This window comes from Mesorhizobium sp. P170090 (assembly GCF_057786115.1).
The window spans coordinates 5,360,587-5,377,422 of record NZ_JBYNWH010000001.1 but is presented as its reverse complement, the minus strand read 5'-3'; the positions used below and the strand labels follow the sequence as shown (position 1 = coordinate 5,377,422).

Genomic DNA, 16,836 nt, shown 5'->3' with positions numbered 1-16,836 from the left:
GCGCCTCCGCAAAGATTACTGCAGGTTCTTGCGAAGGAAGATGCGGGCGTGTCCTGGAATAACGAATTCGACTTTGCCGAATTCCTCAAACCCATGAAGCCGGTAAAATTGAGGCGCCTGGAAACTGCTCGTCTCGACGACGGCTCTCTTACATCCACGCCTAACGGCTTCCTCCTCGATCGCCATAAGAAGCTGTGATCCATAGGATCGGCCACGCAATTTTTCAGGCAAGAAGAACATGTCGAGAAACAGGAGCCCCAGTTCCGTTCTGCCCCAAATTCCACCCCAGATCTTTCCCGAGGGGTCGGTAAGCTCCGCGCCGATCACTGCCCGGTCATCGATTCCGGTTTGTTCGATGTTGTGTCGATAGAGCGCAGCGGCCGCCTGCGTTCGTGCATCCCCGTTGTGAGCCAGAGCGATTGTAAATCCTTCGGATCGAGCCGGCATGCGTTCTGCTCCTGCGTCGGAATGGTCCTGAGATTCAACCGTCAGATTAACATCAAGGCGGCCGGTTCGCTCGCAGCTCTGATCGCCGCTTCTGTTGTAACCCGTCTTGCCCATATTCCGCATCGCGATCCGCGACGGATGATGCATGCAGCCGCGCCCAACATATCGCTTTGGTGTTGAACAAAGCCCATCCTGCCCTTGTCAGGTCTCATCACAATTCGTGCGCCGTCAAGAGTGTCCACCTCGACGAAGGCTGCTGCGGATCACAATCCATTACGCCTGGAACAATGAGAAAAACCTGTCGTTGGGAAAGCGATCGCAATTCGGCGATTCAAACACGGAGACTCCAATGTTGAAGAAAATTCTAGCCGCGTCGGTGCTAACTATTGCCTTGGCCGGTTCCCCCTTGGCGCAGACAAATGGAACGGGTGCTGGCGGCACGGCTGGCACGGGTAATGGAACTGGTACTGGAACTGTTGGCAGCGGCGGCGCCGCTGGCAATGGCACTGGCAGCGGGAATGCGGCCGTGCCAACCGATCCGAATTCCACAAACTCGACTACAAAATCGAACGGCATGACCGACCGTTGCAAGGACGCCGCAGGCAATGACATCGATAACAACACTGCAAGTGGCGCAACGACCTCGACCGTGCAAAATTGCAACAAGTAGCCGATGGACCTAGCGGGCTTCGGCCGCCCGAAGGCCCGCCATCAAGACAATGGCGGGCCTCCGAGTACGTGCCTCGCATGGCTGGATACATAGGAGCACATGTGTCCAAAGAGACCCGGCGGGCCAAACTCGATCGCTTAGCAGCCTCGATTCCGAAGCACGAATTCGAATTCCTTATGAAGATTGCAAAGCTAAGCCGTCATGACCTACTTGGCCTGATCGCTAAACACGATGGCGGCAGGGACAAGGTCTATAGGGACCTTGCGGCCCACTTGGCAGCAACTGAGGCCGCCCCGGAGCCCGTACATGAGGCGGCAGCTGACGACGGCCAAACAGCTGGAGCATCTCCAGCCACGAACTCGCCCGCCGGCAAGTGGCGGCGAAGATCATTTCGGTGCCAGCCCTGACGCTCCACGGAAGCGACGACCGTGTCGTCCTTCCAAAATCTTCGAATGGGTTGGACGAGCATTTCACCGCGCCTTACCAACGAGAACTGCTGGATACGGCAAGCGGGAGGCGCTTTAAGTCCGGCCCGCCATTCAGCTTCATCGGACATGCCGGAACCTGAAGCGCCGCCGCGCATTTCGTCTCCAGGCATCTTGCGGTAATCGCCAGGGAGAAATCCAAATGCAAACTTCAGGCGCAACTTCACAACACCACCTTGGCCGATTGGCCATAGAACCGTTTTCCGGCACGGTGACGGTGCGGTTTTCCGACGCCATCGTCGCAGCTACGGAGCGGGCGAAGGTCCTGCGTGAAGACGGGCACGAGCCCGTTTTCTATATCCCCTTCGAGGACATCTATTTCGATCTTTTCGAAAAGACCGACACCACCACCTGGTGCCCGCTTAAAGGCACCGCAAGCTACTGGCGTGTCCACGCCGTCGGCAGTTCTTCCGACGATTTCATGTGGGCCTACGAAACGCCCGATGCGGCTGCTCTGGCTATTGCAGGTCACGGCGCTTTCGATCCGGAAAAGGCCCGTATCGATGTCGACCCTGCCGAGGACAAGCGACACACGCCACATATCGTCGAATAGGTTTCATCAGGCAGAGACAATCACGGTAACGACAGGCGCGATGAGCATTTTCTACCAGGCGGCAAAGATTGCGGAGGAGGTTCACGCGTCGCAGCGCGATAAGACCGGGCGGCCCTACATCGAGCATTGCCGCCGTGTCGTCGACGCTGTCGAGACAATCGATCAGAAGACTGTTGCCTACCTTCATGACGTTCTGGAGAAAGGCGAGGGCTGGACCCGCGCCAAGCTCGAAGAAGCAGGCTTCGGACCGACAATTACCGCGGCGGTCGATGCCATGTCGCGCAGGCCGGATGAGGAGTATTTCGCCTTTGTCCGGCGGGCTGCGTCGAACCCAGTGGCGCTCCCCGTAAAACGCGCCGATCTGGAGGACAACATCTGGCAGTCGAGGCAGGTCGGAGCGTCGGCGGCCAAATATGAAGAGGGCCTTCGCATACTTGACCAAGAGTTCTCCCGACAATAGTGCGCGCCCGACGCTGGCATTGCATCTGCCGAGGCAGCCATCGCCTGCGAGAGCTTGCGGCGCACAGCACGTTTCGGCTCTCCTGGCCGTCAGTTTTTCCGCGCCGGCGGGCGCCTGAGGGTCATCGTCTGGGCCATGGAACGTGTGATCGGGTCAAAGCTCCTCCGGAGATTGATCGCAGCGTTTCGAAAAGGAGTAACGGCCCGGCTCGGAATCAGGAACTCCTCCGGCACCGGCGCGTTGACCAGCAAGCCGGGACGAGTTCCCGGCCTCCGCGGGTGGCGGGCAAGCCGCCGCCGAACCCGAACTTCTGCACAATGAAAGGTAAGGCCATGGGCTTCTTTTCGAAGGACATCAAGACACTCGACGATCTCTTCGTGCACACGCTGCGCGACATCTATTACGCCGAAAAGCAGATCGAGAAAGCGCTGCCGAAGATGATCGGCAAGGCAACCGATCCGCAATTGAAGGCCGGATTCGAAAAACACCTCGAGCAGACCAAAGGCCATATCGAGCGCGTCGAACAGGTGTTCGAATTGCATGGCGTCAAGGCCAAGGAGGTCAACTGCCCGGCGATAGACGGCATTCTGGAGGAAGCCGACGATGTGAGCGGCGACGTTGACGACAAGGAGGTCCTAGACGCGGCACTGATAGCCTCGGCGCAGGCGGTCGAACATTATGAGATGACCAGATATGGCACGCTCATCGCCTGGGCCAAGCAGCTTGGCCGCAGCGACTGCGCCAACGTGTTGGCCAAGAACCTGAAGGAAGAGCAGGCGACCGATCGCAAGCTCACCGAAATGGCGGAAAGCAAGATCAACATGCAGGCTGCCGAGTAGACCGTCCCAGGTCATGATGAGATCTGGTTGAAATCTCATCATGACCTAACCCTGTTGAAGCATGATTTTTCCAAAACCGGCACCAGTGCTGCGTTGAGTCGATCTCCATCGTTGTCCACGGAACTTTCATGACGGGCGAATCTGCCATCTCTCGCGATCTGCCGACGAGTGTAAAATCGTCTTTCGGCGTGGCGTTGAGCACGGCGCCGATGGAAGCAAAGGCTGCCGACACGTTGCCGGCCGATGCTGGCCGATGGCAATACGAACCCAAATGGGACGGGTTCCGCTGCCTGGCCTTTAAAGCCGGCGCGGCCGTGGAGTTGCGTGCAAAATCCGGCAAGCCGTTAGGGCGGTATTTCCCGGAAGTCGTCGCGATGTTGCATGAACTGAAAACAAAAGAGTTCGTGGTCGATGGTGAGATCGTCATCGAAATTGCAGGCGCTCTTTCTTTCGACGCCTTGCAGATGCGGCTGCATCCGGCGGAAAGCAGGATCCGGAAACTGTCGGTCGCGACGCCGGCAAAGCTGATCCTCTTTGACATGTTGGCGACCTCCGAGGGCGCCTTGATGCAGCAGCCGCTCTCGATTCGGCGCGCTGCACTCGAACTGTTCGTAAAGTCGGCCGGGCGAAAGGATCTCGAACTGTCTCGGGCAACGCTTGATTTGGCGGCGGCAGGCAGATGGCTTGGCCAATCCGGACAAGGTTCGACCGACGGGGTCGTTGCCAAGCTTCTCGATGACGAATATCGGCCCGGCGAGCGCGCCATGGTCAAAGTCAAGCGCCTGCGCACGGCCGATTGTGTCGTCGGAGGGTTCCGCTACCTGGCGAATTCGCGTGAAGTCGGCTCCCTGTTGCTTGGCCTGTACAATGACCAGGGGCAACTCGACCATGTCGGGTTCACTTCGACGATCGCCCGGGAGGACAGGGCCAAGCTTACGCGACAACTTGAAGCTTTGCGATCGGCTCCTGGCTTCACGGGAAAAGCGCCGGGCGGTCCCAGTCGGTGGAGCACGGAAAGAAGCGGACAATGGGAGCCATTGCGGCCCGAACTGGTGGCGGAGGTGCGGTTCGATCATGTCACCGGGGATCGTTTCCGTCATGGCACCAAATTTCTGCGATGGCGTCCTGACAAAAGCCCGAAGCAATGCACGTTCGAACAGATACTTGGAAAATGAGGCTTGGCGAAGCGTCGGCAGGTCCACACTATGGAGACCAAATCCGTCAAGCATTCGGCGCAGCCAAATCCAGTCGCATTTCACTGGCGATCTTGAACCCGGCGGCGAGATAAACGCCTTTGCAGGAGGATGCCGGACCAAACCCGTTGTTCAGTCTGTCACCACGCCTCGCTTTGGCGGATCACGGTTCTCGTCCGGATTAGGAACTGGCACTTCGTCGGGAAGAAGATCCGGCTCAGGCTCGCGTATGTCCGGCGTCCACGTCGGCGCATCCACTGGCGGCTCTTCGGTTGGCTCTGGTTTGGGGGGCACATCTATTCTCCGGGTTTCGCTTGGGCGTGGGGTTCGGCCCGCCAGGTCGCGCGTCGCCGCGTCTGGAGGCGAAAGGGTCTTTTCACACCCCATGTATTTTACCGATGGCCAGCGGTCCTGGGGCTTGTCGGCGCTCGATCAGAGTCCTGCGTTCCGGCTCCTTTGAGCGCAATGTTGGCATCCGCTGCCTCTGGCTCTTTGAGGACTGCCCTGTCGACGTTCTTGATCTCGGCCATAAGGAATTGTCCTTGGTGGCCAACGGGCAACCGCGAGAATTGTTCCGAGCGATTTAGGGCGGCTGGGGCTGCTGTGCGGACCTTCTGGCTGGGCAGTTATCAACTATGCTGTCTTGCGTTTCGGTGAGGCTCTCTTTGTGGATCTCGCCAGCCCTTCCTGTTTGAGGCTCTTCTTCAGCACCTCAGCGAGGTTGATGACATTCTCCTGTGGCCTTGGTGCGGGCTTCGGCAGCTTCTTGCCTTTGCGCTTTGCATCGATCATGGCGATCAGCGCGTCCTCATAGGTGTCTTCAAATTTCGAGGGATCGAAGGTCGTCACTTTTTTGTCAATAAGCATGCCGGCGATTTCGAGCAGATCGGGGTCGTATTTCTGCTTGGCCAATCCATCGAACACAGTGCTTTCCGAAACCATTTCGTTGTGGTTGCGAAGCTCGGTCATCACCATCCCCTTGCCATAGGGCTGAATCAGCACTTCGCGGCCGCGCTGGTAGAGCACCACGCAGGATCGAGCGGCCACGCCCTTGTTCTTCATGGCATCGCGGATCACTCCGTATGCTTCGATTGCGGCGCCGTCGGCCGGGATCAGATAGTAGGGCTTCTCGAGATAGCGCGTATCGATATCGTCAATCGATACGAATTCGCCGACTTCGAGCGTGTGCTTCGACGTCAGCTTCAACGCCTTTATGTCGTCAGGTTCGATCTGGAGAAATTCGTCCTTTTCGATCTCGAAACCCTTCACCTGATCCGCTGCATCCACCAGCTTTCCGGTCTCCTCGTCGGCGTAGACGCTCCTGACCGGCAGACCGTCCTTGCGGTTCAAAATCTTGAAATGGATCTTGGATGCTTCGCTGGTTGCGCCGACAATCTTCACGCCGCAAGTAACCGAACCAACCTTCAAGAAGCCCTTCCAGGCAGCACGTGGCGCGGCCATTTTGCGTTTATCCCGTTTCCAGCCAGGCAACGCGTTTCCGTTCGAATTGTTCCTGCGGCGGGGGCTCGGTGCACGTCAATGTCCGGCGGGGAAGTCCTGTCGGTCTCGACAGCCGGGCCGACGCCCTGCATCCGCAGGAACCGAAACCGCACCATGAACATTGTCAGACACAGGCAGGAGAGTGTCATGCAAGTCGTTCGGACCGAAGTGGTGAATGCCAGGGCGCCAGACGGGCAGTCGGTTCGCCGGGTGATATTTTGCGGCGAGGGCGGCGACTGCGTTACGGTGGACATGGCAAACGTCGGGATACAAGCTGAAGATGACGTGCTTGCCCGCGCAAAGGCAATCCTGGTCCAGACAGCGACCTTTGATCTCGCAGCCAATGAATATGACGCGAGCAGCAACGGCAATTTCGACCAGGTCGAGATAACCTCTGCAAGCGACGGCGCCGGCGACGTATATGTCTTTGAGTATCGCGATGGCGAAACCAGCCGACGCATACCGCCGTCGAGGATGGCGAGCCTTGAGGCGGCCCGGTCCGAAGCTATCCGCTGCGCAATCGATCTTCTCGCCGACCTGCAGCCTGGCACGGACGCTCTGTCCGGCTGGCTTGTGAGGGTATCCAACGAAAACGGTGAATTGCTTTACACTGTTGATGTGGCTGAGGCCGATGCAGCGCGGCAGGCAGGCCAGTAACCCGAACCCGACGGAATCCACCAGTGGCCGCCCAAGGATTGATTCACGGACCAATAGGCGACGATGGCCTGCATCTGTGCGTCGACATGCAGCGCCTGTTTGCGCCGGGTGGACCTTGGCCCGTGCCGTGGGCTGAAAAGGTGGTCCCGGCGATCGAAGAACTGGTCGCCAGACATGCCAGCCGTACCCTGTTCACGCGCTTCATTCCTGCCGCCCGCCCGGGCGAGGCGCCGGGAATGTGGGCAAACTACTATCGTCGGTGGGCGGAGGTAACCCTTTCCAACATCGATCCGCGCCTGATCGAGCTGATGCCTCAACTTGCACGATTTGTACCGCCGGCGACGGTGGTCGACAAACACGTCTATTCGCCCTGGACCGAGGGGCGGCTCGACGCGCTGCTGAGTGGCTCCGGCGTGCGTGCGCTCGTGATCACCGGTGGCGAAACCGACGTTTGCGTTCTCGCGACCGTGCTTGGCGCCATCGATCGTGGCTTTCGCGTCATTCTCGTCACCGATGCCATCTGCAGCTCTGCCGACCAGACCCATGACGCACTGATGGAAGTCTACCATTCCCGCTTCAGTGAGCAGATTGAGGCGGCCAGCATGGCGGAGGTGTTGGAGTGTTGGCCACAACTCACTCGCTGATCTGGGGGGCTTCAAGTGAAAGGGCCGACAATCGTCATTCTGGTCGGGTGGACTGTTTAAGTTGGCGGACGGCACTACAGTGAACCGGAAAACCAATATGAACGGCACGATTGCCTGATCTGGTCGCTCGGGTGAATCAGTGTCTGGAAGCGTACAAAGCCTTGCAGAGCTATCGACAGCGCGGTCAACCGTCATAGAATGAACAGGATACAGCGCCGAAGACTCGATGCCGGCATCTAGCAATCTTTGCGAGACATCCGGCGCCTCTGCCGTCGGCCTTCCGCAGGGAGGATGATGTGCTGAAAACCGAAGTCATTGACCTTGAAACCTATAGCGCAGTCTACGCGGTGATCTCTGGCTATCGCGCTGACGACATTATCTCGACGGCGTTTGCGGTCGATGAAATCCGCGCAAGGTTTCCTGAGTGTCGCTGCGACGACGAGGAATTGGTCGGGCTTATGGTCCATGCCATGTCCGGCAAGAAAATTGCCGTGAGCTTCGACCACCGGGTGGAACCGGTCAGGCGGCGTGCTGCGCTGCCGATCGCTTCGGAGAGCAAAGGACTGCGATATATGGACCACCATAGGTCCGTTGCGATTTTGGAAGACGAGGCGTTTATCGCGCTCGAACGAATAGCTACGTTGCTTGACGCCCGAAACATCCCCTTTGTCGTCCATTCGGCAAGCTACGCCAATTCGGGTTTTCACGATCCGATTTTCCTTCAAGGGACATGGGTCGCAAAGCCTGCCTCGCCTTCCGAGTTGCGCAACGCAATTCATGCCTCTCTGGCAATGGCAAACGGCTATGACGTGTCGTGGTCGGCTGAAGCACGATAAATCCACAACCGCATCATGAAAATCCGGCGTTCAAACCAAGGCGCAATCGTCGGCCTGGAATTCACGGCACGATGGAACAAAATTGAAAATGCCGCGTTTGGGGTCTTGCGGCGCGATCCAACCATTAGCCGCGGGGGCAACTTTATCCGTATAAATCCATAGGGCTGGGAGGGGCGCTGTGACCGTGCAGGCATCCAAGAAGCAATTGGACCGTCGAAGCATCCTGAATTCTCTGAAAGCCTTCCGGCGCGGCGATTTCTCCGTCCGCATCGACAATGTTTATGAAGGCCTCGATTCCGAGATAGCTGAGACTTTCAATGAGATCGCTGACCTCAACGACCAAGTGACGCGCGAGTTCGAGCGCTTGAGCCGGGTCGTCGGCAAGGAAGGGCGGATAGGCGAGCGCGGTCGGGTTCGAAATGCCACCGGCAGTTGGGAATCCAGTGTCCGTTCAGTCAATGATCTCATCGAAGACATGGTTCAGCCAACGGCTGAGGTTGCGCGCGTTATCGGCGCCGTCGCCAAGGGCGACCTGTCGCAGACCATGATGGTCGAAATTGACGGCCGACCGCTGCGCGGCGAATTCCTGCGCATCGGCAAGATCGTCAACACCATGGTCGGCCAGTTGGCCTCTTTCGCCTCCGAGGTGACGCGCGTGGCGCGCGAGGTCGGTACGGAAGGCAAGCTCGGCGGCCAGGCCCGGGTCAAGGGCGTCGCCGGCACGTGGAAAGATCTGACCGACAACGTCAACGCGATGGCCACGAACCTGACCGGGCAAGTGCGCAACATCGCGGAGGTTACGACCGCCGTCGCGTCGGGCGACCTGTCGAAGAAGATCACAGTCGATGTGAAGGGCGAAATCCTAGAACTGAAGAACACCATCAACACGATGGTGGACCAGCTCAATTCCTTCGCTTCGGAAGTGACGCGCGTGGCGCGCGAGGTCGGCACTGAAGGCAAGCTTGGCGGCCAGGCGCGCGTTGAGGGTGTTGGTGGTACGTGGAAGGATCTGACCGACAATGTGAATTCCATGGCCGAGAACCTGACTGGCCAGGTGCGCAACATCGCCGAAGTGACGACCGCGGTGGCTTTGGGCGACCTGTCGAAGAAGATTACGGTGGACGTGAAGGGCGAGATTCTCGAGCTGAAATCCACGATAAACACGATGGTGGACCAGCTGAATTCATTCGCGGGCGAGGTCACGCGCGTGGCACGCGAGGTTGGCACCGAAGGCAAGCTTGGCGGCCAGGCGCAGGTGCGCGGCGTCGCCGGCACCTGGAAGGACCTCACCGACAACGTCAACTCGATGGCCGAGAACCTGACCGGTCAGGTGCGCAATATCGCCGAGGTGACCACGGCGGTCGCGTCGGGCGATCTGTCCAAGAAGATCACGGTCGCCGTGCAAGGCGAAATCCTGGAACTCAAGGACACCATCAACACGATGGTCGACCAACTGAACTCCTTTGCCTCGGAAGTGACGCGCGTGGCACGCGAGGTCGGCACCGAAGGCAAGCTGGGCGGCCAGGCAGAGGTGAGGGGCGTCGGCGGCACATGGAAGGATTTGACCGACAACGTCAATCTCATGGCCGCCAACCTGACTGGCCAGGTTCGAAACATCGCAGAAGTCACCACCGCCGTGGCGCGCGGCGACCTGTCGAAGAAGATCACCGTCGACGTCAAAGGCGAGATCCTGGAGCTCAAGGACACCGTCAACACGATGGTCGACCAACTGAACTCCTTCGCCTCTGAGGTCACGCGTGTGGCCCGCGAAGTGGGATCGGAAGGCAAGCTTGGTGGCCAGGCGCATGTCGAAGGCGTCGGTGGCACCTGGAAGGATCTGACCGACAACGTCAACGCCATGGCCGGCAATTTGACGGTGCAGTTGCGTGACGTGTCGAAGGTGGCAACGGCCATAGCGACCGGCGACTTGACCCAGAAGATCACCGTCGACGCGCTGGGCGAGATCTTGCAGATCAAGGACGTCATCAACACGATGGTCGACCAGCTCAATTCCTTCGCTTCGGAAGTGACACGTGTGGCGCGCGAGGTCGGCTCCGATGGCAAGCTCGGCGGCCAGGCCCAGGTGCGCGGCATCGGCGGCACGTGGAAGGATCTGACCGAAAACGTCAACGCCATGGCGGCCAACCTGACCGGCCAAGTGCGCAACATCGCCGAGGTAACCACCGCCGTGGCGCTCGGGGACCTTTCGAAGAAGATCACCGTCGATGTCCGCGGCGAGATCCTGGAGCTGAAGGACACCATCAACACAATGGTGGACCAGCTTAATTCCTTCGCTTCGGAAGTCACGCGCGTGGCACGCGAGGTCGGCACGGAAGGCAAGTTGGGAGGCCAGGCGCAGGTGCGCGGCGTTGCCGGCACGTGGAAGGATCTCACAGACAATGTGAACTCGATGGCCGAGAATCTGACCGGCCAGGTGCGCAACATCGCCGAAGTCACGACCGCCGTGGCGCGCGGCGACCTGTCGAAGAAGATCACCGTCGATGTGAAGGGCGAAATCCTGGAGCTCAAGTCGACCATCAACACCATGGTGGACCAGTTGAACTCCTTCGCCGGCGAGGTCACCCGAGTCGCGCGTGAGGTTGGCACCGAGGGCAAGCTTGGTGGCCAGGCGCGCGTCGAAGGTGTTGCCGGTACCTGGAAGGACCTGACCGACAACGTCAACCTGATGGCGACGAACTTGACCAATCAGGTGCGCGGCATCGCCGATGTCGTGACGGCGGTCGCGCAAGGCAATCTCAGGCGCAAACTGACGGTCGACGCGAAGGGAGAGATCGCCCTGCTGGCCGACACCATCAACGGCATGATCGAGACGCTTGCCACCTTTGCCGACCAGGTGACCAACGTCGCCCGTGAGGTGGGCATCGAGGGTAAGCTCGGTGGTCAGGCGCGTGTGCCAGGTGCCGCCGGCCTCTGGCGCGACCTGACCGACAATGTCAATCAACTCGCTGCCAATCTGACCACCCAGGTGCGTGCCATCGCCGAGGTTTCGACGGCGGTGACCAAGGGCGATCTTACCCGTTCGATCAGCGTCGAAGCCTCCGGCGAGGTCGCCGCGCTGAAAGACAACATCAACGAAATGATCCGCAATCTGAAGGATCAGACGCTGAAGAATGCCGAGCAGGACTGGTTGAAGACCAATCTCGCCCGGTTTTCGCGCATGCTGCAAGGCGAGCGCGACCTTGCCACCGTCTCGCGGCTCATCATGTCCGAACTCGCTCCTCTGGTGAACGCCCAGTATGGGGTGTTCTACGTCACCAATCGCGACGAGGAGGAATCCTATCTTGAGCTGGCGGCTTCCTATGGCGCCGAGAGCAAGGCTGCCATCAAGCAGCGGCTTGATCTGCGAGAGGGCCTGGTTGGGCAAAGTGCCGCCGACAAGCGCGCCATCATGCTGGACAATGTGCCGCCAGAATTCCTTCGGGTCACATCTGGTCTTGGCAGCGCCTCGCCAGCCAATGTCATCATCCTGCCTGCCCTGTTCGAGGATGAAGTCAAAGCCGTCATCGAGCTCGCCTCGTTCGGCGAGTTTCGTGACACACACCAGTCGTTCCTCAACCAGCTCATGGAATCCGTCGGCATCGTTCTCAACACCATCGCTGCGACGATGCGCACGGAGGGCCTGCTCAAGCAGTCGCAACTGCTGACGTCGGAATTGCAAGCGCGTCAAACCGAGCTGACAAAAAAGCAGGAAGAGCTGCATGCGACAAACGAGGAGCTGCAGGAAAAGGCGCAGCTGCTCGAGAACGAAAAGAAGCAGGTCGAAAACAAGAATCTCGAAATCGAGATGGCGCGACGCGCGCTGGAGGAAAAAGCCGAGCAACTGGCGCTCACGTCGAAATACAAATCCGAATTCCTGGCCAATATGAGCCACGAACTGCGCACGCCGCTCAATTCGCTGCTCATTTTGTCAAACCTGCTGGCGACCAACCAGCACGGCAACCTCAACGAAAAACAGGTAGAGTTCGCCCGCACCATCAATTCGGCAGGAACCGATCTTCTCAGCCTCATCAACGATATCCTCGATCTGTCGAAGATCGAGTCGGGCACTGTTTCCATCGACATCAACGATATGCCGGTGACGCATCTTCGCCAGCATATGGAACGAACTTTTCGTCAGCTGGCAGCCGACAAGGGACTTGGCTTCACCATCAAGGTCGATCCGGCGCTTCCCGACACGGTCCGCACAGATGAGAAACGCTTGCAGCAGATTGTCCTCAACCTGCTTTCCAACGCATTCAAATTCACCTCGGAAGGCGAGGTCAGCCTGAACTTCCGGGTTGAAAAGGCCGGCCGCCGCAATGGCGCGACGCAGCCGGTGAAGGCTCTCGCGATCGCCGTCACCGACACCGGCATTGGCATTCCAGAAGACAAACAGAAGCTGATTTTCGAGGCCTTCCAGCAGGCCGACGGCACCACCAGCCGCAAGTATGGCGGCACCGGCCTTGGGCTCTCGATCAGCCGCGAGATCGCTCGCTTGCTTGGCGGCGAATTGCGGGTCGAAAGCACGCCGGGCAAGGGGTCGACATTTACCCTCATCATCCCGTTCGACGGCCCCCGCGTGACGACAGTACAGTCGACCTTGGCTCCGGCGGCGGAGGCGGTTGCTGCGACAGCTCTGCTCAGCAGTCCGCCCTCGGCAGAGCTGATCGACGACCGCGATTTAATCCTACCCACCGATCGGATCGTGTTGATCGTCGAAGACGATCCGACCTTTGGCGGGTTGCTGCTTGGCCTCGCCCGGTCGGCCGGGCTGAAAGGCGTTCTGTCGACTGCAGGTTCCGGCACGCTGGCATTGGCCCGCAAGCTCGTTCCCGACGCAATCACACTTGATCTCGGACTTTCGGATATCGATGGCTGGGTGCTTTTCGATCTGCTGCGGCATGACCAGAAGACGAGGGGAATTCCTATCCATGTCATCTCGGGTGCCGAAGACATCGACAGTCTCGCACGCAAGGGGGCGTCCAGCATTTCCACCAAGCCCGTTTCCTCGGACGAGCTGATGAAGGTGTTTCAGGATATCCACTCGAAGAAGCTCCGCGTTCAGCGCCGCGTTCTGGTCGTGGACCCTGACCCGGAGCGGCGTCTGGCTCTGGTCGAGGCAATCCGCGACGGCGTAACGTCGGTCACCGCGATCGGTCGTGTTGCGGCAAATGCAGAAGACGTTGGCCTCGCCTTCTATGATGCCGTCGTGCTCGGCTTTGGACGCTCCGCCAAGGACAACGCAAAGGCGCTGGACGAGATCACCGGCCAATTCGGCGAAGCCTTGCCGCAGCTGCTGTTCTTTACGCCTCACCCGGACGCGCTTGAACAGGTACTGGCATTGAACCCGGCCTTGGCGGAAGCACCGCGGGCGGAGAACTTCGCTCAATTGGCGCTGCATATTTCGGCAACGCTGCCGGGAGAAGGTCGCCAAGAGGCCTGGGCAGGAACTGAACATAACGGCAAGTCCGATCTCGCCGGGGCGAAAGTTCTCATCGTCGACGACGACATTCGCAACATCTATTCGCTCACCAGTGTTCTGGAGACCTATGACATACAGGTTCTGCATGCCGAGCGGGGCCGTGATGGCATCGCGCTTCTTGAACAGGCGCCCGATGTCGACGTGGCATTGATCGATATCATGATGCCGGAGATGGACGGCTACGAGACGATGCGGCGGATTCGCGGCACACCGGCGATTGCTCATATCCCGCTGATTTCCGTCACCGCAAAGGCGATGAAGGGGGATCGGCAAAAATGTCTGGATGCCGGGGCTTCCGACTACATCGCCAAACCCGTCGACCTGGATCTCCTGCTGGCGCTGCTTCGTGTCTGGATCGGGCGTGCCCGATCCCGTGTCGAGAGCCCGGAAAAAATTCTCCTGGCAGCGAACTGACGGCCGTTCGATGCAAAAGCTGGCAAGAAACAGGGTAAGGAAACTTGAGGTGGCAGCTCTTGCCGAAGGGCCGGCAAGAGCCCGCATCCTGGCGGTGGACGACGATGAGCGCAATCTGCTGGCGATCAGCGAAGTGCTCGCGACTATCGGAGAGGTCATCTGCGCCCAATCGGGCGAAGAGGCTCTGCGCTTTCTGCTGAAAGAGGAGTTCGCCGTCATTCTCCTGGATGTCCTCATGCCAGGGTTGGACGGGTATGAAACGGCCGCACTTATCCGCCAGCGCGAGCAATCCAAGCGCACCCCAATCATCTTCTTGACCGCCATCAACAAGGAGGATGCGCATATGCTGCGCGGCTATGATGCCGGCGCGGTCGACTATGTGTTCAAGCCATTCGATCCGATCATGCTGCGTTCGAAAGTCGCGGTTTTCGTCGAACTCCACGAGAAGACGCTCGAGATCCAGCGCAAGGCGGAGGTCGAGCAGGGACTATTGGCGCAGGCGTTGCAGGCGCACAAGGACAAGCTTCAGGCCGAACGCGCGCTGCGCAGCGCCGAGCAACGGCAGGACGCCATCCTGAATTCGTTGCCGGTCTGCTTTCATGCTCGGGCAGCCGAGCCGCCCTTTGCGGCGCGCTTTGTTACGGAGGGCGTCGAGCGCTTGACCGGCTTTGCGCCTGAATACCTGACATCGGATCCGGAGTTCGGTCTCAGCCGCGTTCATCCGGACGACCTGCCGCGATTGAAGCAAGCGCTGCTGGCGGCAAAAACCACCGGCTCCTATACGTGCGAGTTCCGCTGGCAATGCGCCAATGGCGAGTATCGCATTTTTCTCGACCAGGGGGTGATGTCGGACGGCTCAGATGGCCGTGAACCGGAAATCATCGGCACATTGCTTGACATCACCGAGCGGCGCGGTCTTGAGGATCAGCTGCTTCAATCCCAGCGCATCGACGCTATCGGCAAGCTAACCGGCGGCCTGGCGCATGATTTCAACAACCTGCTCGCCGCAATTCTCAGTGGGTTAGGGCTGCTTGAACGCCGGGCCACGTTGGATGATCAGGCGCAACAGGTACTCGACCTGACGCGGCGTTCTGCAAAACAAGGCGCTGACCTTGTGGCGCGAATGCTGGCATTCTCGCGGCGCCAGACCCTGAAGCCGGAAGCGGTGCGCCTTGCTGCGCTGGGCGACACGATGAATGGATTGGTGGCGCCCGTACTGGGGGGGTTGATCCGTTTCGACTGGCAGATCGATGACACGATCTGGCCGGTGCATGTCGATGCAGGCCAACTTGAATTGGCCCTGATGAATCTGGTTTTCAACGCGCGTGACGCCATGCCCTCTGGCGGGACAATAACCGTGCATGCGCAGAATCGATCGATCGTGACGCAAACAGAGGATATTCCGCCGGGCGACTATGTCCTGATCGCCGTCAAGGACACCGGATCCGGCATACCACCCGATCTTGTCGCCAAGGTCGTCGAACCGTTCTTCACCACCAAGCCGGTCGGTAAGGGAACGGGCCTCGGTCTCAGCACGGTCTACGGCTTCATGAAGCAGTCAGGTGGGACACTTCGCATAGAAAGCGTCGTCAACCGCGGAACTACCATGCAACTCTGGCTGCCACGTTCGACCGAACAGCCGGTGGATCCTGCGGTGGAACCCGACATTGAACGAGCGTTCGCCGATGCCGGAATGGAGCACCCATCAATCCTCCTGATCGACGACAGCCATGTTTTGCGGCAATTGACCGCCGAGTCCCTTCGCCAGCGCGGTTTCGAGGTGACCTGCGCGGGAGGAGGGGCGGAGGCGCTGGCCATGATGGAGCGCACTCCCGACAAGTTCGACGTCATTATCACCGACTTCGCCATGCCACTCGTATCCGGCGTCGACGTAATCCGCTTCGCGCGCAATTTGCGCTCGGACTGGCCAGCGGTCATGATCACGGGCTATGCCGATGCCCGGGAGATTGCCGATCGGCCAGCCGACGTGCCCTTGCTCGGCAAGCCCTTCCGCGACGAGGATCTGTTCGAAGCGATTTTCTTCGCGATAGAGAATGCGGCCCCCCAAAGGATCAAAACCGGCTAGCGCTTAGGGATTGTCGACGGTCTGGCGACGTCGGCAGGCCGGGCAGATCGAGACCGCACTTTCGGGGCACGGCGACAAGGGCCGCATTCCTGATCGGCAATCTGGGTCGTTCGCGGCGCTACCAGCGCTCCTCGGTGTCGCGGTCCGGTAGGTCTATTCCGCAGCACACCCAACCAAGGCGCTGCGCTGAACCGTAGTTGTACCGAGGCACCAGGTGAGCCGGATCATCGAAGGTACCGACGTGCAGCGCGATCTCGGTTGGCGACGCGTCGAAGCAAAGGCTGAGCGGCGACCCGCATTCTGGGCAGAAGCCTCTTTGCGCGATCGGCGAAGACCTTCGATATGTTGGCGTTCCGGAATTCCAGCTCAGGCTTTGGCAGGGCATCCAGGCAAGAACTGCAAACGCGCTGCCGGTCGCTCGTCTGCACATATCGCAGTGGCAGTAGTGAACCCTCGGTTCGATCCCGGCGCTGAATCGGATCCTGCCACAGAGACATCCGCCCTTGATGGCCAAGGAGCCGGGTAGGCGCTTGCCAACCTCACGCATCAAGATCGATCAAGGCGGCGCCG

13 protein-coding genes are annotated in these 16,836 nt (G+C 59.5%); 10 read left to right on the top strand and 3 right to left on the bottom strand.

Annotation, left to right across the window (positions count from 1 at the left end):
- Positions 1 to 15 precede the first annotated feature (15 nt).
- On the bottom strand, positions 16 to 594 hold the full coding sequence (locus AC3EML_RS25955) for a GNAT family N-acetyltransferase (RefSeq protein WP_352521502.1): 579 nt from the start codon (positions 592 to 594) through the stop codon (positions 16 to 18).
- A gap of 202 nt (positions 595 to 796) precedes the next feature.
- Here AC3EML_RS25955 and AC3EML_RS25950 point away from each other — a divergent pair, with 202 nt between their 5' ends.
- The 5 genes from AC3EML_RS25950 (at position 797) to AC3EML_RS25930 (ending at position 4,629) form a co-directional block, all read left to right on the top strand.
- Positions 797 to 1,117 (top strand): hypothetical protein, encoded by a 321-nt coding sequence (locus AC3EML_RS25950; protein ID WP_352521504.1) that lies wholly within the window; start codon positions 797 to 799, stop codon positions 1,115 to 1,117.
- A 627-nt stretch (positions 1,118 to 1,744) separates the two neighbouring features.
- Positions 1,745 to 2,155 carry a DUF427 domain-containing protein gene (locus AC3EML_RS25945; protein ID WP_352521505.1) on the top strand — a complete coding sequence of 137 codons (411 nt, stop codon included), beginning with the start codon at positions 1,745 to 1,747 and terminating at the stop codon, positions 2,153 to 2,155.
- Positions 2,156 to 2,195: 40 nt separating this feature from the next.
- On the top strand, positions 2,196 to 2,615 hold the full coding sequence (locus AC3EML_RS25940; RefSeq protein ID WP_023681173.1) for an HD domain-containing protein: 420 nt from the start codon (positions 2,196 to 2,198) through the stop codon (positions 2,613 to 2,615).
- Positions 2,616 to 2,947: 332 nt separating this feature from the next.
- The gene (locus AC3EML_RS25935; RefSeq protein ID WP_023668075.1) at positions 2,948 to 3,454 is read left to right on the top strand and encodes a YciE/YciF ferroxidase family protein; all 507 of its coding nucleotides are present in this window, start codon (positions 2,948 to 2,950) and stop codon (positions 3,452 to 3,454) included.
- A 128-nt stretch (positions 3,455 to 3,582) separates the two neighbouring features.
- Positions 3,583 to 4,629, top strand: a complete 1,047-nt coding sequence (locus AC3EML_RS25930; protein WP_352521506.1) for an ATP-dependent DNA ligase — start codon at positions 3,583 to 3,585, stop codon at positions 4,627 to 4,629.
- 651 nt (positions 4,630 to 5,280) lie between these two features.
- On the opposite strand, the gene ku is transcribed toward AC3EML_RS25930, so the two are convergent.
- Positions 5,281 to 6,108 (bottom strand): non-homologous end joining protein Ku, encoded by an 828-nt coding sequence (ku, locus tag AC3EML_RS25925; protein ID WP_023681176.1) that lies wholly within the window; start codon positions 6,106 to 6,108, stop codon positions 5,281 to 5,283.
- 153 nt (positions 6,109 to 6,261) lie between these two features.
- Here ku and AC3EML_RS25920 point away from each other — a divergent pair, with 153 nt between their 5' ends.
- The 5 genes from AC3EML_RS25920 to AC3EML_RS25900 all read left to right on the top strand — a co-directional run bounded on the left by AC3EML_RS25920 (position 6,262) and on the right by AC3EML_RS25900 (position 16,266).
- Positions 6,262 to 6,804 carry a DUF6894 family protein gene (locus AC3EML_RS25920; RefSeq protein ID WP_023700055.1) on the top strand — a complete coding sequence of 181 codons (543 nt, stop codon included), beginning with the start codon at positions 6,262 to 6,264 and terminating at the stop codon, positions 6,802 to 6,804.
- Between the two features lie 23 nt (positions 6,805 to 6,827).
- Positions 6,828 to 7,448 (top strand): cysteine hydrolase family protein, encoded by a 621-nt coding sequence (locus AC3EML_RS25915; protein ID WP_023687850.1) that lies wholly within the window; start codon positions 6,828 to 6,830, stop codon positions 7,446 to 7,448.
- Positions 7,449 to 7,744: 296 nt separating this feature from the next.
- A complete protein-coding gene (locus AC3EML_RS25910; RefSeq protein WP_352521507.1) occupies positions 7,745 to 8,284 on the top strand; it encodes a hypothetical protein in 540 nt (179 codons plus the stop codon).
- 184 nt (positions 8,285 to 8,468) lie between these two features.
- The gene (locus tag AC3EML_RS25905) at positions 8,469 to 14,180 is read left to right on the top strand and encodes a HAMP domain-containing protein (protein WP_488500386.1); all 5,712 of its coding nucleotides are present in this window, start codon (positions 8,469 to 8,471) and stop codon (positions 14,178 to 14,180) included.
- Positions 14,181 to 14,190: 10 nt separating this feature from the next.
- Positions 14,191 to 16,266: a response regulator gene (locus tag AC3EML_RS25900; protein WP_352521508.1), complete on the top strand. Its 2,076-nt coding sequence runs from the start codon at positions 14,191 to 14,193 to the stop codon at positions 16,264 to 16,266.
- A gap of 118 nt (positions 16,267 to 16,384) precedes the next feature.
- Here AC3EML_RS25900 and AC3EML_RS25895 read toward each other — a convergent pair whose 3' ends face one another.
- Positions 16,385 to 16,813 carry a GFA family protein gene (locus AC3EML_RS25895; RefSeq protein WP_352521509.1) on the bottom strand — a complete coding sequence of 143 codons (429 nt, stop codon included), beginning with the start codon at positions 16,811 to 16,813 and terminating at the stop codon, positions 16,385 to 16,387.
- Between the last annotated feature and the right edge of the window lie 23 nt (positions 16,814 to 16,836).

What these genes read in the sequence shown, in the direction of transcription:
- AC3EML_RS25955 (WP_352521502.1), bottom strand. Translation starts at nt 594, where the DNA reads ATGCATCATCCGTCGCGGATCGCGATGCGGAATATGGGCAAGACGGGT.
- AC3EML_RS25950 (WP_352521504.1), top strand. Translation starts at nt 797, where the DNA reads ATGTTGAAGAAAATTCTAGCCGCGTCGGTGCTAACTATTGCCTTGGCC.
- AC3EML_RS25945 (WP_352521505.1), top strand. Translation starts at nt 1,745, where the DNA reads ATGCAAACTTCAGGCGCAACTTCACAACACCACCTTGGCCGATTGGCC.
- AC3EML_RS25940 (WP_023681173.1), top strand. Translation starts at nt 2,196, where the DNA reads ATGAGCATTTTCTACCAGGCGGCAAAGATTGCGGAGGAGGTTCACGCG.
- AC3EML_RS25935 (WP_023668075.1), top strand. Translation starts at nt 2,948, where the DNA reads ATGGGCTTCTTTTCGAAGGACATCAAGACACTCGACGATCTCTTCGTG.
- AC3EML_RS25930 (WP_352521506.1), top strand. Translation starts at nt 3,583, where the DNA reads ATGACGGGCGAATCTGCCATCTCTCGCGATCTGCCGACGAGTGTAAAA.
- ku (WP_023681176.1), bottom strand. Translation starts at nt 6,108, where the DNA reads ATGGCCGCGCCACGTGCTGCCTGGAAGGGCTTCTTGAAGGTTGGTTCG.
- AC3EML_RS25920 (WP_023700055.1), top strand. Translation starts at nt 6,262, where the DNA reads ATGAACATTGTCAGACACAGGCAGGAGAGTGTCATGCAAGTCGTTCGG.
- AC3EML_RS25900 (WP_352521508.1), top strand. Translation starts at nt 14,191, where the DNA reads ATGCAAAAGCTGGCAAGAAACAGGGTAAGGAAACTTGAGGTGGCAGCT.
- AC3EML_RS25895 (WP_352521509.1), bottom strand. Translation starts at nt 16,813, where the DNA reads ATGCGTGAGGTTGGCAAGCGCCTACCCGGCTCCTTGGCCATCAAGGGC.